We start from the raw sequence: 23,279 nt of genomic DNA, 5'->3' as shown, positions 1-23,279 counted from the left end.
TATGTCTACTACACTTCAGGTTAATCCTCCCCTGAACGATCAGTCGGGTTGGGATCAAGAACCCTATTTTTCTACGATTCAGTTGGCTGACATCAATGGAGACAAGAAAGCTGAGTTAGTGGCTCGGGGTGTCGCTGGCATTCGAGTTTGGCAATTTGACCAACAGTGGCAGGAACATGGCTCCGTGCTGCCCCTGAGTGATGCGGCGGGTTGGAATGGCAAACCCTACTATGCCACGATTCAGTTTGCTGACGTGGATGGCGATGGCAAAGCCGAACTGATTGCCCGCAGCGTTGCCGGATTACAAATCTGGAAATTTGAGCAGGGTTGGCAAGTCGTTGGCACAACGTTAACCGATCTGAGTGACAGTTCGGGTTGGAATCAGGAACCGTACTACTCCACGATTCAATTCGCCGATCTGGATGGGGATGGCAAAGCGGAATTGATTGCCCGTGGAATTGCAGGTGTGATGGTGTGGAAATTTGCCCCCAGCGGCTGGCAAAAATTGCCGGGTGTCCTGCCTCTGAGTGATGCCGATCGCTGGAATGAGAAGCCTTACTATTCCACGATGCAATGTGCGGATGTAGATGGCGATGGTAAAGCCGAACTGATCGCCCGCACGGGTTCAGGGGTGAGAGTGTGGAAATTTGACCAGGGCTGGCAAGTGATTGGCACCATGCTGACTGATCTGAGTGATAGTGCGGGCTGGAATCAGGAACCGTACTACTCGACGATGCAATGTGCCGATATTGATGGCGATGGCAAAGCAGAATTGATTGCCCGTGGTAGCGCGGGTGTGCGGTTGTGGAAATTTGACTCCAGCGGCTGGCAACCGTTGGGTGCCGTCCTGCCCCTGAATGATGCGAGTGGCTGGAATCAACCCCAGTATTACTCTACGCTGCGAGCGATCGATGTGAACGGGGACGGCAAAGCGGAACTGATCGCCCGTGGCAGCGCGGGTATCCTGGTCTGGACGTGGAAACAGGATAGCTGGCAATCGTTTGAGACTTTGCCTGCGCTGAATGATGCGGCGGGCTGGAATCGGAAGCAGTATTATTCCACGCTGCAATTCGCCAATATTGATGGGAATGGCAAACTAGCGGTCGTGGCGCGTGGCTCGGCGGGCATTCATACCCATTTCATCCGTGGGGCAAAGAATGGCGCATTTAATGCCGAAGTGCAGGATACAAGCAATGCCTTGACTGATTTTGATCTGTGTCTGGCGATCGCCCAACAAGCCATCAACTCGCAAATGAAGTTTGCCTGGAAAGCCTGGAAAGTAAGGAAAAACATAGGCAGGACGATCGAGATCTTTAAGCCCGTGAAAACAGAAACTGGCACGAAACCCTCCAAATATGGCTTGAGTGTGGTGCTGGCGGAACCGCATCTCGACTTGAGTGTGCAGAATGTCAAACTGGGACAGGTCAAAGTGACACTAACGCTCACCTCTGGCACGGTGAAATATCTGGATGAAGCCACGGAAGAGGCAGCGACCTATCCGGTTTCCAACTGGAAGATTTCCTTTGTCACGGATCTGAGCAAGAAAACAGTAGACACCAAGATTCTGGCGGCGATCGATGCGGTTTCAGCCGAAGCCGCCCAAACCCTGATTCAACAATCGGGGCTACCAGAATCGGTGTTTTCCATTGAGTTTCTCTTCTTGAAATTGACCAACGTCAACTGTTTGTTATTAGACAACAAAAATGTTGAGATTCCGGCGGATGTGCCCGATGCCGCCAAAGAGCGGGCGCTGAGTTCCCTCAATGCCTTGCTGCAAGGTGAAATGGGTGAGTTTATGCTCGGTACGGTCGTCCGACGTAACAAAGATCAGGCAACGCCCACCTTTGCCATGACGGATTTTGTTTTTGGTGTTCATGCCAATTCAGAGGTGGCGGAAGCCAGCACCCTCAACTATTTGGGCATGGTTTCCCAACATCCCTTGCCAGCCAATCTCGATACGGCTCGGATCAAATTAGCCGATGCCTGGGTGCAACCAGAGCAATTAGATGGCACTGACAGTATGGTTTCGGGCGTGATGGCAATTAGTAAAGCTGTGTTCATGGATCAATATCTGATTCCCAAGTTCACCAAGCTGATTGGCAAAGCTCCCATCTCGAAGCAGTTGAGTTGGACATTCTTTGATGACTCTGACAACAAGTGGGAAGAGAACGATATCATCAAACGCAAATGGAGTAAGGGTCGAGATTGGGCACTGACACTGGCGATCGTCCCTGGTAAGAACCAAATTCAGATTAGTGGACGAGTTGCCAGCTACTTCAACATGGATGGGCACGATTATGTGACAGATTCTCGTACCGAGTGGATTCATGTGGCTGGGCATCAAAACTTTTCGGGTTCGATCCAATTTGCGGGCAAGGGCAGTGCCACAGATTTTGAACTCGCTGCCACTGTCACGAATGAATTTGCCGGATTGGTGGTCGATAAACGGGAAACCAAGGGCGGCGCGAAGGTCTTGACATCATTTCAGAAAGCATTCAATGGGTCAACCTTTGAAGAGGGCTTGAAGAACGGTCAACAGGAAGATGTGAACAACATTAGTGCCTGGTTGGATCAGGTGCTCAAGAATGTGGGACTTGACTTGAGTCAGCACGCCTTTATCCCACCGGGAGGCGGAGTGTTTACGTTCCAAAATCCTCGTTTCTCTAAAGCTGGCGATCTTCTCTTTGATGTGATCTACCAGGCTCCCTAGTGGCGCTGCTGAATGCAGCTATGGACTGCCCTCATCCCCAACCCTTCTCCCCAGGGAGAAGGGCGCTACAACTCTTGTTCCCTCTCCCTCAGGAGAGGGCTAGGCTGACGGCTGCAAAGGGCTGGAGCACAAAAATCATCCTTCTATTCAGCAACGCCTCCCTAGTGTCGTAGCAATCGGATTTCTCGTTGAGATGCTCGATGAAACTGCGCCAGCCCAAAGCAGAAATCCGATTTCTTTACCCAGTTCTTTAACCGCTCTAATTCAGTTCTTTATCACTTATCCCAACAATCATGAAAACTCCAAATGTTGCTAGTCTTGCCGCGATCGCGACCGATGGTCGCCCTGTTCGATTCACCGTTGGCACCGATGTGATTGATCACTACGAATCGTCTCAAACCTTTGGACGGCAGGATTTAGCCGATCCCGATGCCCACGGACGGTTTCAACGCCGGATGATCGCCATTCCCGATCTCAAACAGCCGGTCGTGACTCCCATGATTCTCACCATCAGCAGCAATCATGAACTATCTCTCGTGCGACAAACTGAAGCTGTCAGTAGTGGCTGGCAACGAATTGATCTCAGCCCTGGCTTCAGTCGCTTTGTGGGCAATGATCCGCAAGTACAAGCGATCGGGGCTGGCTGGACAGAGGACGATCTCATCACGCTGGCAGTAGCTATCGATGATGGCTCCGGTCAGTCTCGCAGTCGGCTTTTGGTGGCATACAACCTGAGCAGCCGCGAAACCGATTGGGAACACATTGCCTGGATCGATTGTGGCACCCGTGAGCATATCCGCATCGAAGGAATTCGAGTCTTAGCGGAAGGCACAACCCCCAGCGATCGCATCTGGACCATCGTCGTCGCCGGCGATCGGGGACCAAACGATATGCTGTATCTCCTCCGCAGCACGAACAAACAAACCTTTGCCACAGCATTTGTGTTTAACCCCGTGGTCACCTTCCAGACGCTGTTTGATTTTGAAGTGGGGGTGCATCCCATCTATGGCGGTGGCATTCACCAACTTGGCATAAGTGGGGGAGCGCGGGTGCTGGCGTTTCGTCCCTTTCCGGAGTACGATGCCAAGGGCAAACCCCTAACCAATCCCCCTGTGGTCGTTTTACCCTGCCCGGCGGGTGCCACGGTATTAGAGTCAGCCATGACCCGTGAGGACGGCTCGGATTTGTATATTGCGGGGCAGGGGATTCAACTGATCACCGCGATCGAACTCGATAATGCCGAGAAAGCTGAGGTGGTGCAAGTGGTGAGTGCCGAAGCCGCGCCCAATGTGGAAGATATTGTGGTTGGCGATCGCGCCAATGGTCGGGCTGTGGTGTGGGCTTTACTGCAAACGGGTGATCTCAATGTAGTGCAGCGGAATGCTGAAAACGCCTGGCAATCCCCCCTGACTCTACGTCGAAATGTGCAGGCGATCGCACCCGTTGCGGGCGATCGGTTCACCCACACTTCCGTACTGGTGATCTACAACGACTTTCGGGCTGGCTTCGTGCTGCAAGATGCCCCCTCCGGTGTCTGGCAGGAAGCGCCTCTCCTGGTAGACAACCCCTCTGAAATGACCCGTGTCACCTGCTACGGCACGATGATCCGAGTGCTGGATGAATCTGGCGTTCCCCGTCCGAATGTCAGGGTGAACGTATCAGCATCAGTGCTGTCGAGTGTTCGGCTCAACAAAGCAGCGGTCTTCATTGGTCCGGCGATTGTCGCCACAACTGAAACTGATGAGAATGGCTGTGTGTCACTGCTCGATCGCGTCCAGTCCCTAACTCCAGCCGTCTACCGTTGTGCGATCGAGGGCGTTGAGGGTGCGTTTGATATCAATCCCGCTGCATCCATGCATCAACGCTTTGAATCATTGACCACCGATGAGTTACTCCATGCCAGCATCCGCACCCCCAGCGGTAATCAGCCTTTGTTGCCAGCGGAGTTGCTCACGGCTGCCAATCGCCCACAGATCGAAGCCATGACCACGGTGCTCAGAGAAGCCGCCAGTCTTACCCGTTCCACCACTGGAGTCGTGCAAGGAGTGCGCCAGGTCAAGGTCAAAGATGTGTACAGTTCAGCCCTGCGCCCAGAGACAATGCCTGATGGCTACCGTTGGGGCATTCAAGTCAATGCATCCGGCGTTCATTTAGCAGACGACAGCGTGTTTAACCGATTGCTCAACGCCAGCAACAGTGCTTCTCGATTCTTTACGAATCTGGGCAACAATATCATGGATTTCTTTGAAGGATTACCCAGTCGCATTGCGAGTGGTTTGGCAGTCGTGGTGCAAAAAGCAAAAGAGAAGTTTGAGGTGATTTGCGAGATCTATGGCAAAGTCAAGCGCTTTGTTCTAACCAAGTTGGAAGAAGCCGGATCACTCTTCAAATGGCTGTGGGAACAGATTAAAGTGGCGGCTGAGAAAGTGTGGGAGTTTGTCAAATTTGCCTTCGATTGGGATGATATCTTGCTGGTGCGAGAGGCGATGGTGAATTGTACCGATGATGTGTTTGATAACATCATGGACTCGGTCGATGATCTCAAAAAACCAGTGAAAGATGGCTTTGATCAGGCATTGAAGCAAATTCGATCGTGGCATGATGCTGCCCCGATCTCGGATAAGAAGCGGAAACCTTCCAGTGTCGGCAAAAAGTTGATCAGCGCCTTGGGGGATATTCCATCGCCGCACCAGAAGATCATGGAGCAGGTGACGGGCAGCGCCGCCTTTACCTGGGTCAGTGACAAACTCAAAGACCTGATGGCGGAACTGATTCAGTTTGAAGGGGCGAATCCCCTGGATACTGCGGGGGATGCGATCACCGCTTTTACCGAGAATTTGCTCAGCGATCAGGTGAGTAACCTGTTGAATTGCTGGGATCAGATTCAAACTAATCTGATGGATATTTTCGACCATCAAATGCCCTCACTTTCCGATTTCAGCGTCGATACCTTGAAGGAATTGGTGGTGATGGTGGGAGCGACGGCACTGGAGGGCATGCTGACCGGATTGCGCGACTTGATTTTGCGATCGCTCGATCTACTGCGTGATTTCATCCGCGTGGTGCGCGATGTGATGTTCCTGAAGGTGCGCTTCCCAGCGTTGGAAAAGTTGATTAAACTGATCGCGCCCGGATCGAACATCAACACTTCCTTCAGCCTGATCGACGGCATCATGTTGCTGGCTTCTATTCCCGCCACTGTGACCTACAAAATCATGTTTGGCGAAGCCCCACTGCAACCAGGAGAAGCGATCGTGTTGCCGATGCGGGGGTTGGTCGCGCAGGACTCCTCCGATCTCAAGCGACGAGCCTCCTTGATCGCCGGTTTGGTGACTGCCTATTGCGCTCCAATCTACACCAATTACTGCACGATCAAAGCGGCGTTAGAACTGGGTAAAACCGGCTCCGCTATTCCATCCTATGGACCATTCGGACAACTGTTTAACATCGGTATCGCTGGCTTGGGCTTTTTCCAGGAACTATCCGGTAGCCTGGGCAGCAGCAAAGGACACGCGATCGATAGTACCGAACTGGCAGTTGTTTCAGTGGCTGGATTGCATCTGATGAACCAAGTTGTTCTGGTTGTGCCCAAAGGACTCAATAAGGCAGGAAAAACGACTACCGAAACGATGGCTAAATTTGACAAGGTGTGTGCTGTGATCGAAGCGTGTTGCTACACCTCTCAGTTGATCTTGAAAACGATCATCTTTGGTTTTATCACGGATCAAACTCGGCGATCGGAAACACCCCAGTATCATCTGCTCAACTCCTTCACCTGGACCAAGCAGGTCTTCGATCGATCAGGTTTAGCGCTAATCTCGTCCTCGCGTTTGATTAAAGACCCCAAAACCAAATTGATTGTGTTAGGGATTGGCTCGGAGGGACGACGGTTAGCGTTCTTGCTCGACTTTGTTCGCGCCATGAGTGCTGGAGAGTTAAAGGTAACGCTGGAGGGCTAGTTTACACGGACAGCGATCGCACCAGTTGATCCACATCCGTAATTGACCAGACTAGACCGCTTTTCTCGACCATCGGTTGGGAGAAGCGGTTTAGTCTTTGCAGCAACTCATCGACCGTGGCATTAGGATAGGTCGCTTTTAAGCAAAGCAGGCATCCCGCCACTCGCGCCGCTGCTCCACTGGTTTCCGCTGGCTGATCGGGTTCGACCAGGAGTGTCGTGCTGCATCCAGTCGCCAAACTGGGATGTAATCGCTGACTGGTTGCCGCAAATTGCCAGCCCTCAGCCCGTCGTTGGACTGCTCCCACACTTACGACCTCCCGCAAAATCGCTGGATATGCCATGCCCTGGGGATGGAAATGCCGCTGTTCCGGATACCAGTTGCCCGCTGCCGCCACCGTGGGAATACCTGCCGCCCGTAACTGAGCGATCGCCCGTTGCAACGGACTGTCCCGGTAAGGCTCATCCGTTCGTTGATGACTGGTATCCGCCAGAGCCGCACACACCACGCCAATGGTGAATTCCTGTTGATGTGCCCCAATCCAGGCAAAGGCATCATCCAAGACACTCATCCGGCGCATCAGTCCCCGTCGATCCATGAGTTTGATGGGCAAGATCCGAGCCTTGGGCGCAAGGGCAAGAATCGCTTGGGCGATCGCGGTTCCGTGTCCCGCCCCATCCGTCACATCATCGCTTGCCCCTTCCCGACTAAAATTCACCCCCGGCAACACCACGCGATCGCCAAACTCAGCCGCATTCACCCCCGTATCAACTAGCGCCACGACCCCCTCAGCAGAACTTGCGCCATTGCTACCAAAAGTGGTTGGGTTGTCCATAGGTTTTAAGGATCGTAGGTCACGATCAACAATTTAGCCTGCGATCGCCCTTCTCGTTACGGATGGGATCAGGGCAGAAATTTCTGTGAATTTAGATAGGAGTATACTGAACACACTCTTGCTCCAGATGAGATGCCAATGCAGATGACTTTTCGCGATCGAATGGGGTTAGCTTTCGTCAGTAGTTGGATTGTTTGGGGCGGCGGGGTTTTTCCTTGCCAATGGGATTGGAAGAATCAGACTGCGATCGCCCAAATCATCCCCGATTCATCTTTGGGTGCCGCACAATCTACCCTTACACCGGGGGGCGTTATTGGTGGTGGTGCGGTGCGTGGCGCTAATTTGTTCCATAGCTTCTCAACGTTCAATATTCCCAATGGCGCAAGCGTTTATTTTGCCAATCCGGCTGGCGTTGAGCGCATCTTCAGTCGCGTCACCGGTACGACTCGCTCAACTCTTTTGGGCACGTTGGGGGTCTTAGGCAGTGCCGATCTCTTTTTTCTCAACCCCAATGGCATTCTTTTTGGTCCTAATGCGCGCCTGGATGTTCGCGGTTCCTTTATCGCCAGCACCGCCAACAGCCTGATCTTTGATAATGGGTTTGCCTTCAGTGCCACCAATCCCCAGGCTCCGTCACTCTTAGCCGTGAATGTGCCGCTGGGCTTGCAGTATGGCAGCACGCCACCCGGTAGCCTTCTGTCACAGGGCATTTTAGCGGTGAATCAGGGGCAGAGCTTGGTTCTGGCGGGTGGAGAGCTTACCCTCAATCGCAGCGTTGTGGGAGTGCGATCGGGGCGCGGCGGACGGGTTGAACTGGGAGCTGTTGCGGGTGCTGGTACGATCGGTTTGAGCCAAGCCGGGGGACAGATTCGTCTCAGTTTCCCCGATACGCTAGCCCGTGCAGATGTCACAATCGCCAACGGTTCAGTTGTGGAAACATGGGCGCAAAACGGGGGTAGCATCACGATCCATGCTCAAAACGTCACTCTAGCAGGCGGTAGTCGTTTAACCGCTGGGATCGCCAGGGGTTTGGGAACCGTGGATAGTCAGGCAGGGGATATTACCCTTGATGCGATCGACACAATTCGCGCGGATGGCAGCAGAACTGAAATTCTCAATACCGTTTACTTTAATGCTCTGGGGCGTGCTGGCAATGTTATCCTCACCGCGCGATCGCTGGTGCTTTCGGGTGGGGTGCAAGTTGGTACAGCAGTCTTTGGGCAGGGGCAGGGAGGCAACCTGATTGTTAATGCCTCCGATCGTGTCGTTGTGGAGAGTTTGCCTTCCAGTGGCGATACCAGCAGTCTATTCAATACCGTGGCTCCTCGATCAATTGGCAATGGTGGTGATACCGTCATCACCACTGACTCATTGCTTATCAATAGTGGTGGACGGATCATCTCTAGCAGCTTTGGGCAAGGCGATGCCGGACGCATCACGATTAGAGCAGATACGGTGGCACTGGATGGGAGCGGCGCACAACGGGATTTTCCCAGTGCTGTGGTCAGTCAGGTGGCGACCCCAGGCATCGGTAATGGCGGCAACATTGAGATTACTGCCAACACCTTTTCCCTGACCAATGGTGCCCAACTGGCGGCAAGCTCCTTTGGGCGCGGCACCGCCGGAACGGTGCGGGTTACAGTGCAAGGGGCTGCGACGATCTCTGGAGAGAGTCGTAATGGTAATCCCAGTGGTATCTTCAGCAGTTTGGAGAATACTGCAATTGGGCGTGGGGGCGATATTGAGATTCAAGCAGGTTCACTGTTGATTGCCAATCAGGGTGCAGGACTGTTTGCCAGTACGATCGGTCGCGGTGATTCGGGGCAGATTCGCGTGCTAACGGCGGCTGACATTGAGGTGAGCCGGGGTGGTAGAGTTCTGGCAACCGTGGAGCCAGGAGCCGTGGGAAATGCTCAAGGGATTACGCTTCAGGGGCGATCGCTCTTGGTCAACAGTGGGGGTCAGATCAGCACGAACACCTTTGGGCAGGGCAATGCTGGCACGATTCGGATTGCTACAACAGAAGCAGTCATGCTGGCTGGCGAGGGTAGTGTGCTTGGCTCTCGCAGTGGTGGCATTAGTTCCAATGCGCGGTCAGCGGTGCGTCAGGATATCATTGGTTCCGGCGGTAATATTGTGATCACAACCAACCAGTTTCAGGTGCGCGATCGCGCCTTCATTGATGCTCAAACCCAGACAAATGCTAGCGGTGGCACCATTACTGTCAATGCCAATACCGCTCTGGTTAATAGCGGCGGACAGTTCCGTACCACTACGTTTGGTAGCGGTCAGTCGGGCAATATTGTTTTAAATGTGGTCGATTATCTAGCGCTTATGGGGTCTGACACTGGACTCTTTGCCAACACAGCCATCGGCTCAACAGGCAACGGCGGCAATATTTTGATCGACCCAAGGAGCGTTATGCTTGGCGATCGATCCCGTATCTCAGTGGATAGTCAGGGACGCGGTGAAGGTGGAAATATTCAAATTCAAGCAGATAGACTCACCTTAGATAATCAAGCCGCCATCTCTGCTGAAACCGTTAGTAATACAGGTGGCAACATTAATTTGAGCATTCGTGACATCTTACTATTACGTCAAGGGAGTACCATTTCGACCACGGCTGGCACAGCTCAAGGCAATGGAGATGGTGGCAACATTCGCCTCAATGCCGGATTCATTGTTGCCGTTCCGACTGAAAATAGTGATATTACGGCGAATGCTTTTAGCGGGCGGGGTGGTAATATTGCGATCGCCACCCAGGGCATCTTTGGCATTGCCTTTCGTTCCGCCGTCACGCCCTTGAGCGACATCACTGCCAGTTCTGAATTTGGTCTAGCTGGAAATGTTTCCATCAGTACCCTAGGGATTGATCCCGTGCAATCCGCGATCGAACTCCCAACAAACTTTAGTCAACCACCCCTCGCTCAAGGATGCCGTGCTACCAGCCGCGCCAGCAGCTTCAAAAATACCGGACAGGGAGGGGTGCCCAGCAATCCCGTTGATCCGATCGTCGCCGATGCCATCTGGCAAGATTTAGCACCGATCGAGGCAGCAGGGGAGCAAGGGAGTAAAGGAGCAGGGATGACAGACGAATTCCAAAATCGCAAATCGCAAATCGAACCGATCGTCGAAACGCAAGGTTGGATAGTATCACCCGATGGTAGCGTGATCCTAATCGCCAGTGCTCCATCCGGATCGCCTGATGCCGTCGGCAGTCCAGCGATCCACTGTATGCCTGAATGAGCCAGCCCATCATTCGCAGCCTAACACCCGTTATTGAATCAGGACGTTACGCCCAAGTTCACCGATATCGACGATCGGGTTGCGTTGCGTGCCGCGTTGGTCGGTCTTGGGGGTGCGATCGCTGGGGTCGGCTCCGGCAATGGCTGGACTGTTAGGCAAAAGGGCATGAGTCCAGGTAAAACCGCCGTTATCGGCTAACGGTGCGAGTTGTGGATCTATGGGCAAGTTTGCTGTCTCCACTAAGTGACTGCGGCTGAATCCCGATGCGCCAGGGTTGTTCTCAATCACATTACTCCCAGCCTCGATCACAGTCCCTGAGACATCAGCATGGATCTCTCCAAACCACCATTGTGGGGGGTATCCACGTTACGGGCGACGATCGTATTTTGCAACTCCAGTCGTTTAGTACCCACAAAAATGCCGCCCCCATTCCCTACCCGCGTATTTTGACTATCGGCGATGTTGAAGGCGATCGTGCTGTTTTTCGGCATAGGCAAAGTTCAAGCCAGCAAACAGCATCATGGAACTTCTTTCAGAACGGAGGGTAGGGAATTGACTTCCGATATGCTGTTATGCGGGGCAACCCATGAACTTATGCAACGGCATCAGTTTGCCAAAGGCATTGCTGCCAGATCCTGTAATCCTACTTGTTGCAGCAAACTCTTCCACAGGGTTGAGAGTTGGGCTTGTTGAGGATTCAGGCGATATTGCACCGCTAAAGTATCCAGGGCTTCATGCCAGATCCCATTTGCGGCATAGAATTTTGCCCGTTCTAGCGGCGACAGCGCCATTAACTGGTTTTCCTGCTGGGGTGTTAAGCTCACTCGTTGAATGATGCCCTGAACAAACACCGCATCCGCAGGTTTGGCATTACACGCCAGGGTGAAGGTCCACAGGTAGAGTTTATCTTTGGCGAGTGGCGAAGCCGTTGGGGGCACCGAGAGCCGCACCAGTCCTGATTTCACATCAGCGGATTTAAGCGTTGTTTTGTAGGTGTAATCGGCTTGCGAGTCTTCCGCATCGAGCAGCGCAAATTCGATCGAGGCTTCCCGCGTGAGCGGTTCGGGGATGTAGAGCCAGAACGTGGGATGGGCACTCACCGTATTGGCAAACACGATCGCTTGTGGGTTGGGCACCAATGCCGCCAAAGGACGATAGCGATCGCAGGGACCTTTGCGGCTGGCTCCTCCGCGCCGTCTGCCTGAGGGGGAGCCGCGATCGGGTGGCTTTGGATCATTGAACACAATTTGGGAAGACTCCAACGATTGAGCCATGCCAGGGTTTGCCCCACTCAATGGAGTCGTTAACGTTAGACTTACACTGAGAATTATGGTTGTCCCTAAAAACGTAATTTTTTTCATGAATCACCATTGAAATTGATTTGTTCAAAGAGACAGAAAAGATTCGTTTCAGACTTTCTCTTTTATCAGCAGAATACCAGATGTTGCAATCAGAGACAGTCCAGCCGGAATCCAGGGCACCCAGCCACCCTGAATGAGTAATATCAGGCTAGAGGCAGTGAGCAGCCCGATTGCAATCGCCAGAATCAATCCTTGATAGACGCGCGATCTCACCCAATAGACGATCATGCCTCCCACGATTGCCCAGCCCACAATCCACACCGTTTCACCCAACCAGTGCCAGGTCCAGATGAGCCGACGCTGATCCAACACAGCACTAATTAATTGACTGGTCATGTGTGCCTGCACCACAACCCCCGGTACGTTCTCATTCGGATCGAGGCTAAATGGAGTTGCCCATTGATCACTACTGCTGGTTGCAGTGACTCCGATCAGTACCAGGCGATCGCGGATTGCCTCCGGATTCACCTGACCTTGCAAGAGTTGGGTGAGCGAAATTTGAGGCGCGATCGCCAGAGCCGATCGCACTGTGCGGTAGTTCAACAGAATTTGATCGCCACGCGCATCTAAAAGCTGATATCCGCCCGTTCGAGCTTCTAACCGCTGCACCTCCGTTGCTCCCAGTTGCAAATGTCCGGCTGGATTAAAGCGCGGCTTGATCGCTTCTACCTCTAGATAGCGAAAGGCTAGACGAGCACTGAACGCATAAGGAGTCGTACAGGGCGACGCTGGATCGGGCAACTGAGTGAGCAATTGCCGTCGGACGGCACCATCCGAATCGGTGAGAAAATCACTAAAGCCAATTTGGGCTTCGGGAAGTTCGGGTGGGGGCGCAATACCGGAGGGATCAAACTGAGCATCACGGCTCTTGCAAATTGCCACCAACCGCGGCGTTTGTTGCAGTTGGATGGTCAATCCTGGGGTTTGAGCACTGACGGGAAAATCTCGATAGATGTCTAGCCCGATCGCCCGTGGTTGGTAGCGATTCAAGGTTTTCAACAGTTGCTCCAGGGTTTGATCCGCTAAAGAACCCCGTCGTTGCGTCGAGTCCTGCGCTTGCAGATCGGCTTCATCAATGGTGACAATCAACAACCGGGAATCGGGCAACTCGGCGGGGCGCAACAGCAACAGGCGATCGAACCCCCACAGTTCCAGGGGTTGCAGCCAACCAAGAAAGCGCCAGCCTAAGATCACGCTGGCGACAGCAACACTGGTGAGCAGCCAGAAAGCACCAGGAAAAACAGCCGACAGCGGACGTTGGATATTGAACGGCGGATGGCTTGCCACTTCTGCACTAACGGTCTCGCCCGTTCCCAGCAGGTCTTGCCAACGGGGGGGCAGTTCGGCAGGATTTTGACAAATCACTGGCAGCCAGGTAGCGCAGAGGTAATCGCTTTCTAAGGCTTGGAGTTGTTCGCGGGCGGCTCGAACCGCGAGATAAAATGTCTGTCCACTGGCAAAGGCAACCAGGAAATGCTTGAGAAAGGCTTGCGCCACTCGATCGGGAATCGGTTCACGCATCACAATCACCTGGGGAATCTGTAAATCTGCCAGATCCCAGGCTAAACCGAGTCCATCGCAGGAGTTGAAGATGGCGAGTTTTAAGCCTCGCTCGATCGCTTTCTTCAGGGCAAACTTGAGTTGTGCCAGGGTGAGTTGCTCGGTGGCATTGATTGAAATCGTTCCAGTTCCCTGACTGGAGCTATGTCCGGCAAAGAAGAGGATATCCCAACCGGGTTGCCAAAGCTGATGCTGAATTTCCTCTAACGTGGGTTCAACGAGAAAGGATAATTGAGTCTGGGGTAACTGGGCTAATAGTTGCTTATCGGTTTCAATCTCAATGCCACGACTATCGCCCAAAATGACGAGTATGCGTACCTGATTAGAGGTATTAGGCTGATTCGTTTTCAGCGATCGGGTATATTCTGGTAGGCTCAATCCTAATTCTGCGCGGGGGTAGTCTTCAAACAGTTGCCACAAATGCCAGGGGAGGTGCAACACGGAACGATCAGTGGCGGTAATGATGACGCGGATTTCATCCGTGATGCTCAGGCGAGTCCGGAGTTGGCGATCGATGGGACGAAATGCCTCCGTATTCAGCCATTGGTTGAGTTGCGTCTGAAGTTCCTGACACAGATTTGTGAAAGTGGATTCGGAAACATCGGCAATAAAGGTATCATCTGCGTCCAGTTCAAAGTCATTGCTTAACTGATTTCTGGGCAAGTGCGGCGATGCATCTAATTCGGGTGTGCGTCGCCAGCCTCGACGGGCATACAGAGCCGTATAAAGGTTTTGCCAGCGCCCATAGAGTGCGTCTAACTCAGGGGCTGCGGGTAAGCTGCCCGTCAATTGCATGGGGGCGAGACTGTCTTTCAACCAAAGTTGGACGGTTACCAGCGGAAACCCCTGCTGACAATCACCCCGACCGAGATTGAGGACAACCAGTTGACTCACCCTTTTCACCCCACTAGTACAGCAAAACGAAAGTTTTGTCAGGGGTGAAAGGGTTCCACCCCTTCTTGAGGGCGAAGCCCCCAAACCCCCATGTTGCAAAATTTAGTGCTTGCAACACTAGGACAAGATCGTCTCGGTCAGGCTGAGATCGCCGATGCTGATGTGCAACCGTAACTCTCGACCCGCCGCACATTTGAAGGGACGCAGTTGGAGATAGTGACTTTCGGCACTGGCATTGGCAGACTGAATCACCTCATCCGCGATCGTTTTTAGCTCCAGTTGTAACTGAGCTGGCAGATAATCAACTCCAAGGGCAGGAAATACCTGAATCGCTATGCGGCGGCGAGTATCCGGTTCTAACTCCACCGTTAGCACCAGACGTAGAGGGAGCATTTCTGCATCTAAGGCAATCGACTTAACCCGGCTAATTCCTGGGGCAGACGGGGTTGGTTGTTGGCGTAACCCTACTGCCAATGGATCGATTTGAAAGGCGGCTTCCACGGTTTGCCAACCTGTTTCAAAGATATCTTGCAACCACTGACCTAACTGAATGGGGGAATGGGTTGGATGAGCGGGAACCTGACGCGACTCCGCCAACTGCCGTAACCAAAGCTCTTGCGAAAGCAACCCCAACCATTCTGGAGTCGAAACTTCCAGACGGGGCAGTGCGATCGCTGGATCACTCAATTGTTGCAGCAGGTTTCCCACCTGTGCCGCCGTCATGCCGGGTAAGGGGGCAACATCGGAGCGGGTGAGTTCTAATGGCAAGCGTTGCATCACCCCAAACACGACCAGATCCTGGATGACTTCACTACCATCCAGGCTATAGGTGCGATCTCCGGGATCGTAAACCCCCAGAGTTTTGATGGTTTGATGGGTACTGTATCCCCACACCTGAAGCGCTTGCGTTTCGATGTCCACTTCCACAGCCAGGTAATAATCCCCCACCCAATCGGGATGGTCAACCCATTCTTGCGGAACGCGCAATTCGTCTTGATCCATCGCCTCACTGGGAATACAAATGAGACGAGTGGTTCCCAGCCTGACAGCACTCCCATTCACGAGGGTCCACAACCCAGGAATCGCGGGAAAGGCGATCTCAGGAGCCTGATCAAATCGCTCCTCCAGCCATTCCAGGACAGTATCTAAACAAATCTGATTCAAAAAAGACTGCCAGCGCAACCCCGGTACGGCGATCGCCTGACAGTCCTGCCATCTCTGCTGCAACCGGGTGGGGGAAATCTCCAACCATGTCCGGGTCGTTTCTAATCCAATCATTAGGAAGCCTCCTTGGGAGCGTGGTTGGCGGGTTGATATTGCGCCTCTAGCCACTCCTCTAACAGTACACTCATGGCTTTTACTGCGGTCGAGGTCGGCGTAATATGCAGGGATTCCTGGCTCCAATGGGCGATCGCCAACAGCAATTGTTCTTTGATACGACTCAGGCGGCGCGAAACTGTATATTGCTTCAAATCCAACTGTTTGGCGATTTCTTGCTGAGTTTGCTGCTGGACATAGTAGCGCCTGAGTAAGTCTTGCATGGATGCGTCGAGTTGGGCGATTTCGCCCGTCAGCACTTGATAAATTTGGGTTTGCTGCCTGTGGCGTGCCTGCAATTCTTCCTGAATTAACAGGGCGGTCAGCGGGGAAGCCTCAGTGTCAGCGGCGATCGAGTCTTGGAGTTCGTCCGTGCGGTCAGCCTGCAACAGGTTCAACGATGTTGTCGGAGGATGCAGGTAGTGGCGGGCATATTTGGCACATTGAGTCAGCCATTGTTCTAGTTGGGTGGGAGTGGCAGCACTGGCGGATGCCGGACGTTGTTGGTTATAGCGATCGGTAATGGCTTGCCAGGTGGTGCGATCAGGCGTTGTCAGCGATCGAGTTGCTGCAATGGTCGTTGGGGCACTATGCAGCTTAAAACAATTCCATGCCAGGACATACGCTGCGATCGTGTCGCCTGATAATCCAGCCTGTTGCAAGCCATCAATGAATCGCTTCTGGCTCAACTTCCGCAATAAACCCCAATCGGAGCGGCTATCGGCTTCGCGTTGGTGTCGTAATGCATCTCGGATCGCATGACTAAAACACAAGTTGGCATAGGTCTTCAGATTCGCTCCATACTCAGGCGTGTATCCTTGAATGACTTTTGGAAGTACGACGATCGCCATCTGAAAATAGTCTGCCAGATGGAATTGCTGACTCAATAACGCCGTATTGGAATGATGCGCTACCCAGTAACAGGTTTCCTGCAAATAGGCGGCAAGATGATGGAGCGGGAACTGCTGCACCGTTGGAGAAGTTGCCTTGGCTTCATTGGATTTCACCGGGGAAATGGCTGCCTGCTGCGATCGCCACTGCTGCTGCCAATAAATCACCCAAAAGGTTTCTCCCGAATCTGGTGGCGTTTCTGCAAGGGGATAGGCTGCTAGCACCTGGGTCATGCTGCGCTTCAGGCGGGCATCGATCGCCCAATGGCTAAAGTGATCATGGGCAAACTGCACAAATGTTGTGAATCGTTCCAAAAGTGTCCGGCGCGGAAGCATACCTGTTATCTATAAACAGCGGGGGCAGAATCGTAGACAGGAACAGCAGCGGATGAAAAAGACCTCAACGTTACATCAATTCATTGCAAACTGGGCTTGGTTAGCGGTTAGTGTAGCTCTTTTCGGAGTTGCCTGCACCCGTGCCGGTTGGCAGGCTCACGCCCAAACGCCCAGTCTCAATGCCGCCAGCCCAACCGCTGCCACCGCCCTTGCCCAACTGCAACAGGGACGTGATTTTTACCAGCAAGAGCAATTTGCTCAAGCCCAAACAGTTTGGCAGCAAGCAGCCCAAGCCTTTCAACAGCAAGGCGATCGCCCCCATCAAGCCCTCGCCCTCAGCTATCTTGCCTTGACTTACCACCAACTTGGCAATTTGCAAGCGGCTCAAAATGCTATATCTACAAGTCTAGAACTGCTCGAAGCATCTGCCTCCAGCCCTCCAGCTTCGCGGCTTCTGGCTCAAGCTCTCAACACCTTGGGCAGCCTGCAACACGCCCAGGGACAAACCGAAGTCGCCTTAGCCACCTGGCAACGAGCCGCTTCCCTGTATGCCAAAGTTGGAGATGAACCGCGCCGTATCGGTAATTTAATCAACCAGGCTCAGGCACAGCAAGCCTTGGGACTGTTCCTCCGAGCGCAGCGATCGCTGACGGAAATCGAGCAGCAACTCCAGCAGCAACCCGATCCTGCCCTGAAATCTTTGGGATTAAGAAGTTTGGGCAACGCATTGCTGTTATTGGGCGATAGTGCTGCGGCTGAACGAGTCTTGCAGCAGAGTTTGGGATGGGTGGATCAATCCGCCTCTGCGCCTGCGGCGAACCTAGAAAAAAGCGCCATTCTCCTCAGCTTAGGGAATACTGCCCGCGCTCAAAAGCAGATTCCAGCAGCCCTGCGCTGGTATCAACAGGCAGCCGCAACTCCATCCTTACTGCGGCGATCGCAAGCCCAACTCAACCAACTGAGCCTCCTGGTTGAATCCGGTCAAATGGCAGATGCCCAGGCTTTAATCTCAACCCTTCAAACTCAGCTTGAGCAATTATCCGCAAGTCGTGCCGCCATCTACGCTCGGATTCACTTTGCTCAAACCCTATTTTCTGCGGCAAACACATCGCGGCAATCTGCCCGCTATCCCCTGATTGCCCAAACCCTGGCAACCGCCATCCAGCAGGCGAATCAGCTTGATGATTTACGCGCCAAGTCTTATGCCACAGGTTATTTAGGTATGGTGTACGAGCGCACCGGGCAATGGACTCAGGCGCGATCGCTGACCCAGCAAGCGATGCTGATGGCTCAATCCATCAACGCGCCCGATATTGCCTACCGCTGGCAATGGCAACTGGGGCGGATTCTTAAGGCAGAACAGCAGCCCGCTGCGGCGTTACAAACCTATGAGGCAGCGTTTAAAACCTTGCAAACCCTGCGCGGCAATTTGGTCGCCACGAGTGCAGATGTGCAATTTTCGTTTCGCGAAAGTGTCGAGCCAGTCTATCGAGAGTACGTGGATTTATTGCTGCAAACGGCAGCAGATTCCCAGGACAAGCCCTTCATTCAAGCCCAGTTAGAACAAGCCCGACTCGTGATTGAATCGTTGCGGGTCGCAGAACTGGATAACTTCTTCCGCACTGCCTGTTTAGAAGAGCAGACCACCCCGCTAGAGGCGATTCAGCAAACCGATGCCGCCGTGATTTACCCCATCATTCTGGGCGATCGCCTCGAAATTATCCTCAAATTGCCCGATCGACCATTACGCCGCTTTAGCACTCCCGTCTCCCAAGCCCAACTCGAAACCACGCTGAACCAATTTCGCACAACCCTGGAAAAACCATTCACGACTCCCGAAGGACGGCAACTGGGACAACAACTATTCGATTGGCTGATTGCCCCACTCCAACCCGAACTAGAGCCAGCCTCGATCAAAACTCTGGTGTTTGTTCTGGATGGATCACTGCGCAACATTCCGATCGCTGCCCTCCGCGATCGAGATCAATATCTGATCGAGTGGTATAACATCGCCCTTTCTCCCAGCCTCCGCCTGCTTAATCCCCAACCCCTACAGCAACGTGGCTTCAAGACGCTGGCAGCAGGTCTAACCGAAGAGCGGCATGGCTTCAGCGCTTTATCTTTCGTCAATTCAGAACTCAAAAAAATTCAATCTCAAGTCACAAGTCGCATATTGCTAAATCAAACCTTTACGACGACTGAGCTACAAACGCAAATGAATCAACTCCCCTACCCGATCGTGCATCTAGCAACTCATGGACAGTTTAGCTCAAATGCAGCAGAGACATTTATTCTTGCCTGGGATCGACCCATTAAAGTCAACGAATTAAGCTCCATTCTTAAACAACGAGAGGACTTCAGTGAAATTCCAATTGAACTTCTAGTATTAAGTGCTTGCGAAACCATTCAAGGCGACCAACGGGCAGCACTCGGTTTGGCAGGAGTTGCTGTGCAGGCAGGCGCACGCAGCACTCTGGCAACTCTCTGGAGCGTCGATGATGAATCGAGTTCGCAATTGATTGGGCAATTCTATCAGCAACTGATAACGGGTCGGTTTTCAAAAGCAGAAGCGTTACGGCAAGCCCAACTCGCCCTACTGCGCCACCCCCAATTTCGCCATCCCCGCTACTGGGCACCCTATGTGCTGTTAGGAAATTGGCTATAGAAGACTCCGATCGCTTTACTGCCATGCAGGATGCACTCTCCAAAAGGCTTCAGTTTTACAGATCCCTACTAGACCAGGGCGCATCGGTTGATCTTAACTTTACGTTCCAACGCTTGAATACCCGTCATTTGATCAATGGAAATAGTGCGTTCTTCCAAGTGATGTTTATTTGTAGTGTATGACTAAAGGGGAGTGAAGTTCAAAGATGAAACTTGTACCGACCAACAACCAGATTCACATGCCAGCCAAAAACGCCGCGTAGAGCCTATCCGAAAACCTTTAAAGTGGGAGAAGCCAGTAGGAAGGACATTTGAGGGATTAGTTTAGGATGAACTTTACAGAAATTGCTCCTGCTTATCGGTTGCCCAATGCCGTGAGGTCGCGATCGCCGCCTGTTCAGGTGTTTGTTCCGCTGGCACCCGACCACCGGGAAAATCTAACGTCACCTGTCCAATTCCAGGACGGTAGCTGGGGGATGGAAGTAAGATGCAATTGCCTTGGATCGGTAGAACAATCACTGAATTTGCTTTCTCAATCCGCCAGTATTCCAAGATTTCGCCCCGGTGGTCTTGCAGGTGTTCACCGATCAGTGTCATCCAGCGCGAGTGGAGTTCCAGGAATCGATCGCAGGTTTGCCAGTCTTTTTTTGATTGATCAGTCATTACATCACAGGCTAGAGCAACTTTCTTAAGTTTCTTTAAAGTTAACTACATTTCATCTGTCTGTAAAATAGGATACAAAATAGATAGGAATTTCTATTCTGTCCCTTCTAATTCTGGAATAAACAAGCAACCTCGGCTCGCAGGCTGATTCGAGTCGTCTCTTCAATTCCTTTCAATCCTTAGATTTTCCATTCGTATTGGAAGGTCAAATTTTGATATGAAAATCGAGGTTTAAAAATGAATCCGATCGCAGAAATTTTATTAGAACAAGTCGCTTTTGCTCAAGAAGTCGGTTGTCAAATTCTGGCACTCAGCGGTTTAAATAAAGATGGTGTAATTTATGCTTTTGCAACATCCGATACTTTGGTAATCAACTGTAAGGACTATGCAACCACTTGGCGGTTTGACGAAGAGCACTGTAGGTTACAAACGACGATCGCTCAGATCAAGTCTTCCATCCAAATGATTGTTGTCGAAAAGGCAGGAAAAACGTTGTATTGCTGGTAAGCTAGGCGATTCAATTTCCGACGGCTTCAAGACGTGGGAGTCCTAGAGGCTCACCTTGATGCCACATGGCTGTACTGAGATAGCGTTCTCCAGCGCTGGCTTGGATAATCACAATGCGTTGATTCTGATAGTGCGATCGCTGCCCAATTTGCAACCCTGCATAGACCGCTGCGCCCGTTGAAGTGCCGCTCATGATGCCTTCTACTTGCGCCAATTGTCGTCCTGTCTCGTAAGCTTGCGCTTCGGTAACGGTGACAATTTCATCAATCAGATCCACTCGCAAGACATCCGGTATAAAACCTGCGCCAATGCCTTGTAAATTATGTTCACCCGCAGGTTTGCCACTCAGCACGGCACTGTTTTCGGGTTCGACCGCAACAATTTGGAGATGGAGATTTTGCTGTTTGAGATAGCGTCCAGCGCCTGTGATGGTGCCGCCCGTCCCTACACCCACGACCAATACGGCGAGTTGTCCATCGGTGTCCTGCCAAATTTCAGGTCCAGTGGTGTCGTAATGGATTTTGGGATTGGCAGGATTGCTGAACTGATGGGGCGAAAAGGCGTGGGGCAGGGTTGTCAGTAGCTGATTCGCATGGGCGATCGCCCCTTGCATATTATCGGCGGCGGGAGTCAAGATGATCTCTGCTCCATACGCCTGCACGATTTGCCGTCGTTCCCGGCTCATATTGTCTGGCATCGTCAAAATCAGGCGATAGCCCTTGGCGGCACACACCATGGCTAATCCAATGCCAGTATTCCCAGAGGTTGCTTCCACGATCGTTGAAATTCCGGGTTGAATCAGCCCGACTCGTTCTGCTTCAAGCATCATGCTGACGGCGATCCGATCTTTCACAGACTTCGCCGGATTCATGCCTTCTAGCTTCAGCACAATTTCGGCAACGCAGCCAAACTGCTGGGGTAAGCGTTGCAGCTTGACTAACGGTGTGCAACCAGTGATTTCAGTAATGTCGGAGTAGATGAACATATCTGATTCTAAATTAGTTTGTGTTTTGTAACTGAAGTTTAGACTAACGGCAGGGGAAATAGCCCAAACCGCAGCAGGGATTGAGCAACGCCGAAGCCATTAAGGAAGAAAGAGATTAAGCAGACTTATTGGCACCCGCTTTGGGTTTAGTGAAGCGTTTTTTAACGGTAGGATAACGTCGTCCTCTGAGACTGACCGGAGTCACTGAGGTTAAGCAAACATTCATATTGGGCATCAGCAAACCTAGCTCTCCTCCAGCAATGGCTAATCCTACTAAAACCATGATGTAAGTCGGCGAAAGGCTGATGACGAGGTAGCCAACTGCCATTGTCAGAAATGCGATCGCGTAAATGCCCATAAATGACAATCGCGCCTTGATTTGCTTGTAAGCAATTGCGCTGGCTGCACTGAATAAGGTCGCGAGGGCGATCGCCAATCCGCTCTGCGATGCGGTTGCATTCACCAGTTGCTTCAGATAAAACGGCGGTAGTGCCCTTTTGTAAAGGGTAGAGAAAATTAGAGTCGCTATGATAGATCAGCCCTGATTGTGCAACTACTCCCAGCCTTAATCCATCATGAAGCCGTATCTCCTCTGTCCGACCTGTGGTTCCGATGACATCATGAAAAACGGCACCACCCGTCGAGGTAAACAGAACTACAAGTGCCGCGATTGTGGTCGTCAGTTTGTGGAGAATCCTCAATGGAAACCGAAAGACAAAGACACCTGTGCGTTGATTGATCGCCTGTTGCTCGAACGCATTCCACTCGCAGGCATTGCCCGAGTGCTGCACTTGTCCGAGAGTTGGTTGCAACAGTACGTGAATGAGTGCTACAGCGAGGTTCCTCAGAAAGCCGAGGTGGTGGACAAACCAACAACTCGACTGGTGGCGCAGATGGATGAGTTGTGGTCATTTGTGGATGAAAAGGGCAATAAACAGTGGGTCTGGCTGGCGATGGATAGAGCCAGTCGTGAAATTATCGGGTGTCATGTGGGAGACCGTTCTACTGAATCGGCCCACAGCAATTGTGGCAGTCACTGCCCCGCCTTTACCGCCAATATGCGCGCATCTACACTGACCATTGGGAAGCCTATGGGAGTGTACTGCCCAGCAAACGGCATTTTGCGGTGGATAAAGATTCGGGTTTAACGAGTCATATTGAGCGATTGAATAACACGTTGCGTCAGCGCATCTCCCGGTTAGTGCGACGGAGTTTGTCATTTTCTAAGAAGCTCGAAAATCACATTGGTGCGATTTGGAACTTCATCCATCACTACAACCAGAAGATTCGAGAGAAATTACAACGCGAGCAGATGACTGATTTTTCCCTATCCTTTACCTAATGGCACTACC

At 52.3% G+C, this 23,279-nt stretch carries 16 protein-coding genes; 6 read left to right on the top strand and 10 right to left on the bottom strand.

The window, feature by feature from the left end:
- Position 1: 1 nt before the first annotated feature.
- Both AC1S52_RS27635 and AC1S52_RS27630 read left to right on the top strand, forming a co-directional pair.
- Positions 2-2,710, top strand: a complete 2,709-nt coding sequence (locus tag AC1S52_RS27635) for an FG-GAP repeat domain-containing protein (RefSeq protein WP_482032263.1) — start codon at positions 2-4, stop codon at positions 2,708-2,710.
- Positions 2,711-3,003: 293 nt separating this feature from the next.
- Complete coding sequence (locus AC1S52_RS27630; protein WP_482032262.1) at positions 3,004-6,669, top strand: hypothetical protein; 3,666 nt, start codon at positions 3,004-3,006, stop codon at positions 6,667-6,669.
- A gap of 1 nt (position 6,670) precedes the next feature.
- Here the strand turns inward: AC1S52_RS27630 and AC1S52_RS27625 are convergent, their stop codons facing one another.
- Entirely contained in the window at positions 6,671-7,504 is an 834-nt protein-coding gene (locus tag AC1S52_RS27625) for a S8 family serine peptidase (RefSeq protein WP_482032261.1), read from the bottom strand.
- A 138-nt stretch (positions 7,505-7,642) separates the two neighbouring features.
- Between AC1S52_RS27625 and AC1S52_RS27620 the strand changes: the two genes are divergently transcribed.
- Positions 7,643-10,750, top strand: coding sequence for a two-partner secretion domain-containing protein (locus AC1S52_RS27620; RefSeq protein WP_482032260.1), 3,108 nt, complete (start codon positions 7,643-7,645; stop codon positions 10,748-10,750).
- Between the two features lie 30 nt (positions 10,751-10,780).
- Here the strand turns inward: AC1S52_RS27620 and AC1S52_RS27615 are convergent, their stop codons facing one another.
- The 6 genes from AC1S52_RS27615 to AC1S52_RS27590 form a co-directional block, all read right to left on the bottom strand.
- Positions 10,781-10,975, bottom strand: a complete 195-nt coding sequence (locus AC1S52_RS27615) for a choice-of-anchor Q domain-containing protein (RefSeq protein WP_482032259.1) — start codon at positions 10,973-10,975, stop codon at positions 10,781-10,783.
- An 80-nt stretch (positions 10,976-11,055) separates the two neighbouring features.
- Positions 11,056-11,241: a hypothetical protein gene (locus AC1S52_RS27610; protein ID WP_482032258.1), complete on the bottom strand. Its 186-nt coding sequence runs from the start codon at positions 11,239-11,241 to the stop codon at positions 11,056-11,058.
- A 114-nt stretch (positions 11,242-11,355) separates the two neighbouring features.
- Positions 11,356-12,111: a DUF928 domain-containing protein gene (locus AC1S52_RS27605; protein ID WP_482032257.1), complete on the bottom strand. Its 756-nt coding sequence runs from the start codon at positions 12,109-12,111 to the stop codon at positions 11,356-11,358.
- Between the two features lie 48 nt (positions 12,112-12,159).
- Positions 12,160-14,565: a CHASE2 domain-containing protein gene (locus tag AC1S52_RS27600; protein WP_482032256.1), complete on the bottom strand. Its 2,406-nt coding sequence runs from the start codon at positions 14,563-14,565 to the stop codon at positions 12,160-12,162.
- Between the two features lie 117 nt (positions 14,566-14,682).
- Entirely contained in the window at positions 14,683-15,843 is a 1,161-nt protein-coding gene (locus tag AC1S52_RS27595) for a DUF1822 family protein (protein WP_482032255.1), read from the bottom strand.
- Positions 15,843-17,108, bottom strand: a complete 1,266-nt coding sequence (locus tag AC1S52_RS27590; protein WP_482032254.1) for a sigma-70 family RNA polymerase sigma factor — start codon at positions 17,106-17,108, stop codon at positions 15,843-15,845. The genes AC1S52_RS27595 and AC1S52_RS27590 overlap by 1 nt, the downstream gene beginning before the upstream one ends.
- A gap of 52 nt (positions 17,109-17,160) precedes the next feature.
- Between AC1S52_RS27590 and AC1S52_RS27585 the strand changes: the two genes are divergently transcribed.
- Positions 17,161-19,773, top strand: a complete 2,613-nt coding sequence (locus AC1S52_RS27585; protein ID WP_482032253.1) for a CHAT domain-containing protein — start codon at positions 17,161-17,163, stop codon at positions 19,771-19,773.
- 335 nt (positions 19,774-20,108) lie between these two features.
- Here the strand turns inward: AC1S52_RS27585 and AC1S52_RS27580 are convergent, their stop codons facing one another.
- Complete coding sequence (locus tag AC1S52_RS27580; protein ID WP_482032252.1) at positions 20,109-20,435, bottom strand: hypothetical protein; 327 nt, start codon at positions 20,433-20,435, stop codon at positions 20,109-20,111.
- A 237-nt stretch (positions 20,436-20,672) separates the two neighbouring features.
- Here AC1S52_RS27580 and AC1S52_RS27575 point away from each other — a divergent pair, with 237 nt between their 5' ends.
- Entirely contained in the window at positions 20,673-20,942 is a 270-nt protein-coding gene (locus AC1S52_RS27575; protein WP_482032251.1) for a hypothetical protein, read from the top strand.
- A 10-nt stretch (positions 20,943-20,952) separates the two neighbouring features.
- Here AC1S52_RS27575 and cysK read toward each other — a convergent pair whose 3' ends face one another.
- Positions 20,953-21,927, bottom strand: coding sequence for a cysteine synthase A (gene cysK / locus AC1S52_RS27570; protein ID WP_482032250.1), 975 nt, complete (start codon positions 21,925-21,927; stop codon positions 20,953-20,955).
- 115 nt (positions 21,928-22,042) lie between these two features.
- On the bottom strand, positions 22,043-22,390 hold the full coding sequence (locus tag AC1S52_RS27565; protein ID WP_482032249.1) for a hypothetical protein: 348 nt from the start codon (positions 22,388-22,390) through the stop codon (positions 22,043-22,045).
- 112 nt (positions 22,391-22,502) lie between these two features.
- Between AC1S52_RS27565 and AC1S52_RS27560 the strand changes: the two genes are divergently transcribed.
- Positions 22,503-23,269 (top strand): IS1 family transposase gene (locus AC1S52_RS27560; RefSeq protein WP_482032248.1). Its coding sequence is split into 2 segments (ribosomal slippage): positions 22,503-22,937 and positions 22,940-23,269, totalling 765 coding nucleotides; the frame shifts between segments, so codons are not numbered across the junction.
- Positions 23,270-23,279 lie beyond the last annotated feature (10 nt).

Source organism: Kovacikia sp. CALU 1929 (assembly GCF_056784235.1).
Note: the sequence above shows the minus strand (reverse complement) of the source record. Positions and strands in the feature narration are given on the sequence as shown.

What these genes read in the sequence shown, in the direction of transcription:
- AC1S52_RS27630 (WP_482032262.1), top strand. Translation starts at nt 3,004, where the DNA reads ATGAAAACTCCAAATGTTGCTAGTCTTGCCGCGATCGCGACCGATGGT.
- AC1S52_RS27620 (WP_482032260.1), top strand. Translation starts at nt 7,643, where the DNA reads ATGCAGATGACTTTTCGCGATCGAATGGGGTTAGCTTTCGTCAGTAGT.
- AC1S52_RS27590 (WP_482032254.1), bottom strand. Translation starts at nt 17,108, where the DNA reads ATGCTTCCGCGCCGGACACTTTTGGAACGATTCACAACATTTGTGCAG.
- AC1S52_RS27605 (WP_482032257.1), bottom strand. Translation starts at nt 12,111, where the DNA reads ATGAAAAAAATTACGTTTTTAGGGACAACCATAATTCTCAGTGTAAGT.
- AC1S52_RS27580 (WP_482032252.1), bottom strand. Translation starts at nt 20,435, where the DNA reads ATGACTGATCAATCAAAAAAAGACTGGCAAACCTGCGATCGATTCCTG.
- AC1S52_RS27610 (WP_482032258.1), bottom strand. Translation starts at nt 11,241, where the DNA reads ATGCCGAAAAACAGCACGATCGCCTTCAACATCGCCGATAGTCAAAAT.
- cysK (WP_482032250.1), bottom strand. Translation starts at nt 21,927, where the DNA reads ATGTTCATCTACTCCGACATTACTGAAATCACTGGTTGCACACCGTTA.
- AC1S52_RS27595 (WP_482032255.1), bottom strand. Translation starts at nt 15,843, where the DNA reads ATGATTGGATTAGAAACGACCCGGACATGGTTGGAGATTTCCCCCACC.
- AC1S52_RS27625 (WP_482032261.1), bottom strand. Translation starts at nt 7,504, where the DNA reads ATGGACAACCCAACCACTTTTGGTAGCAATGGCGCAAGTTCTGCTGAG.
- AC1S52_RS27575 (WP_482032251.1), top strand. Translation starts at nt 20,673, where the DNA reads ATGAATCCGATCGCAGAAATTTTATTAGAACAAGTCGCTTTTGCTCAA.
- AC1S52_RS27635 (WP_482032263.1), top strand. Translation starts at nt 2, where the DNA reads ATGTCTACTACACTTCAGGTTAATCCTCCCCTGAACGATCAGTCGGGT.
- AC1S52_RS27585 (WP_482032253.1), top strand. Translation starts at nt 17,161, where the DNA reads ATGAAAAAGACCTCAACGTTACATCAATTCATTGCAAACTGGGCTTGG.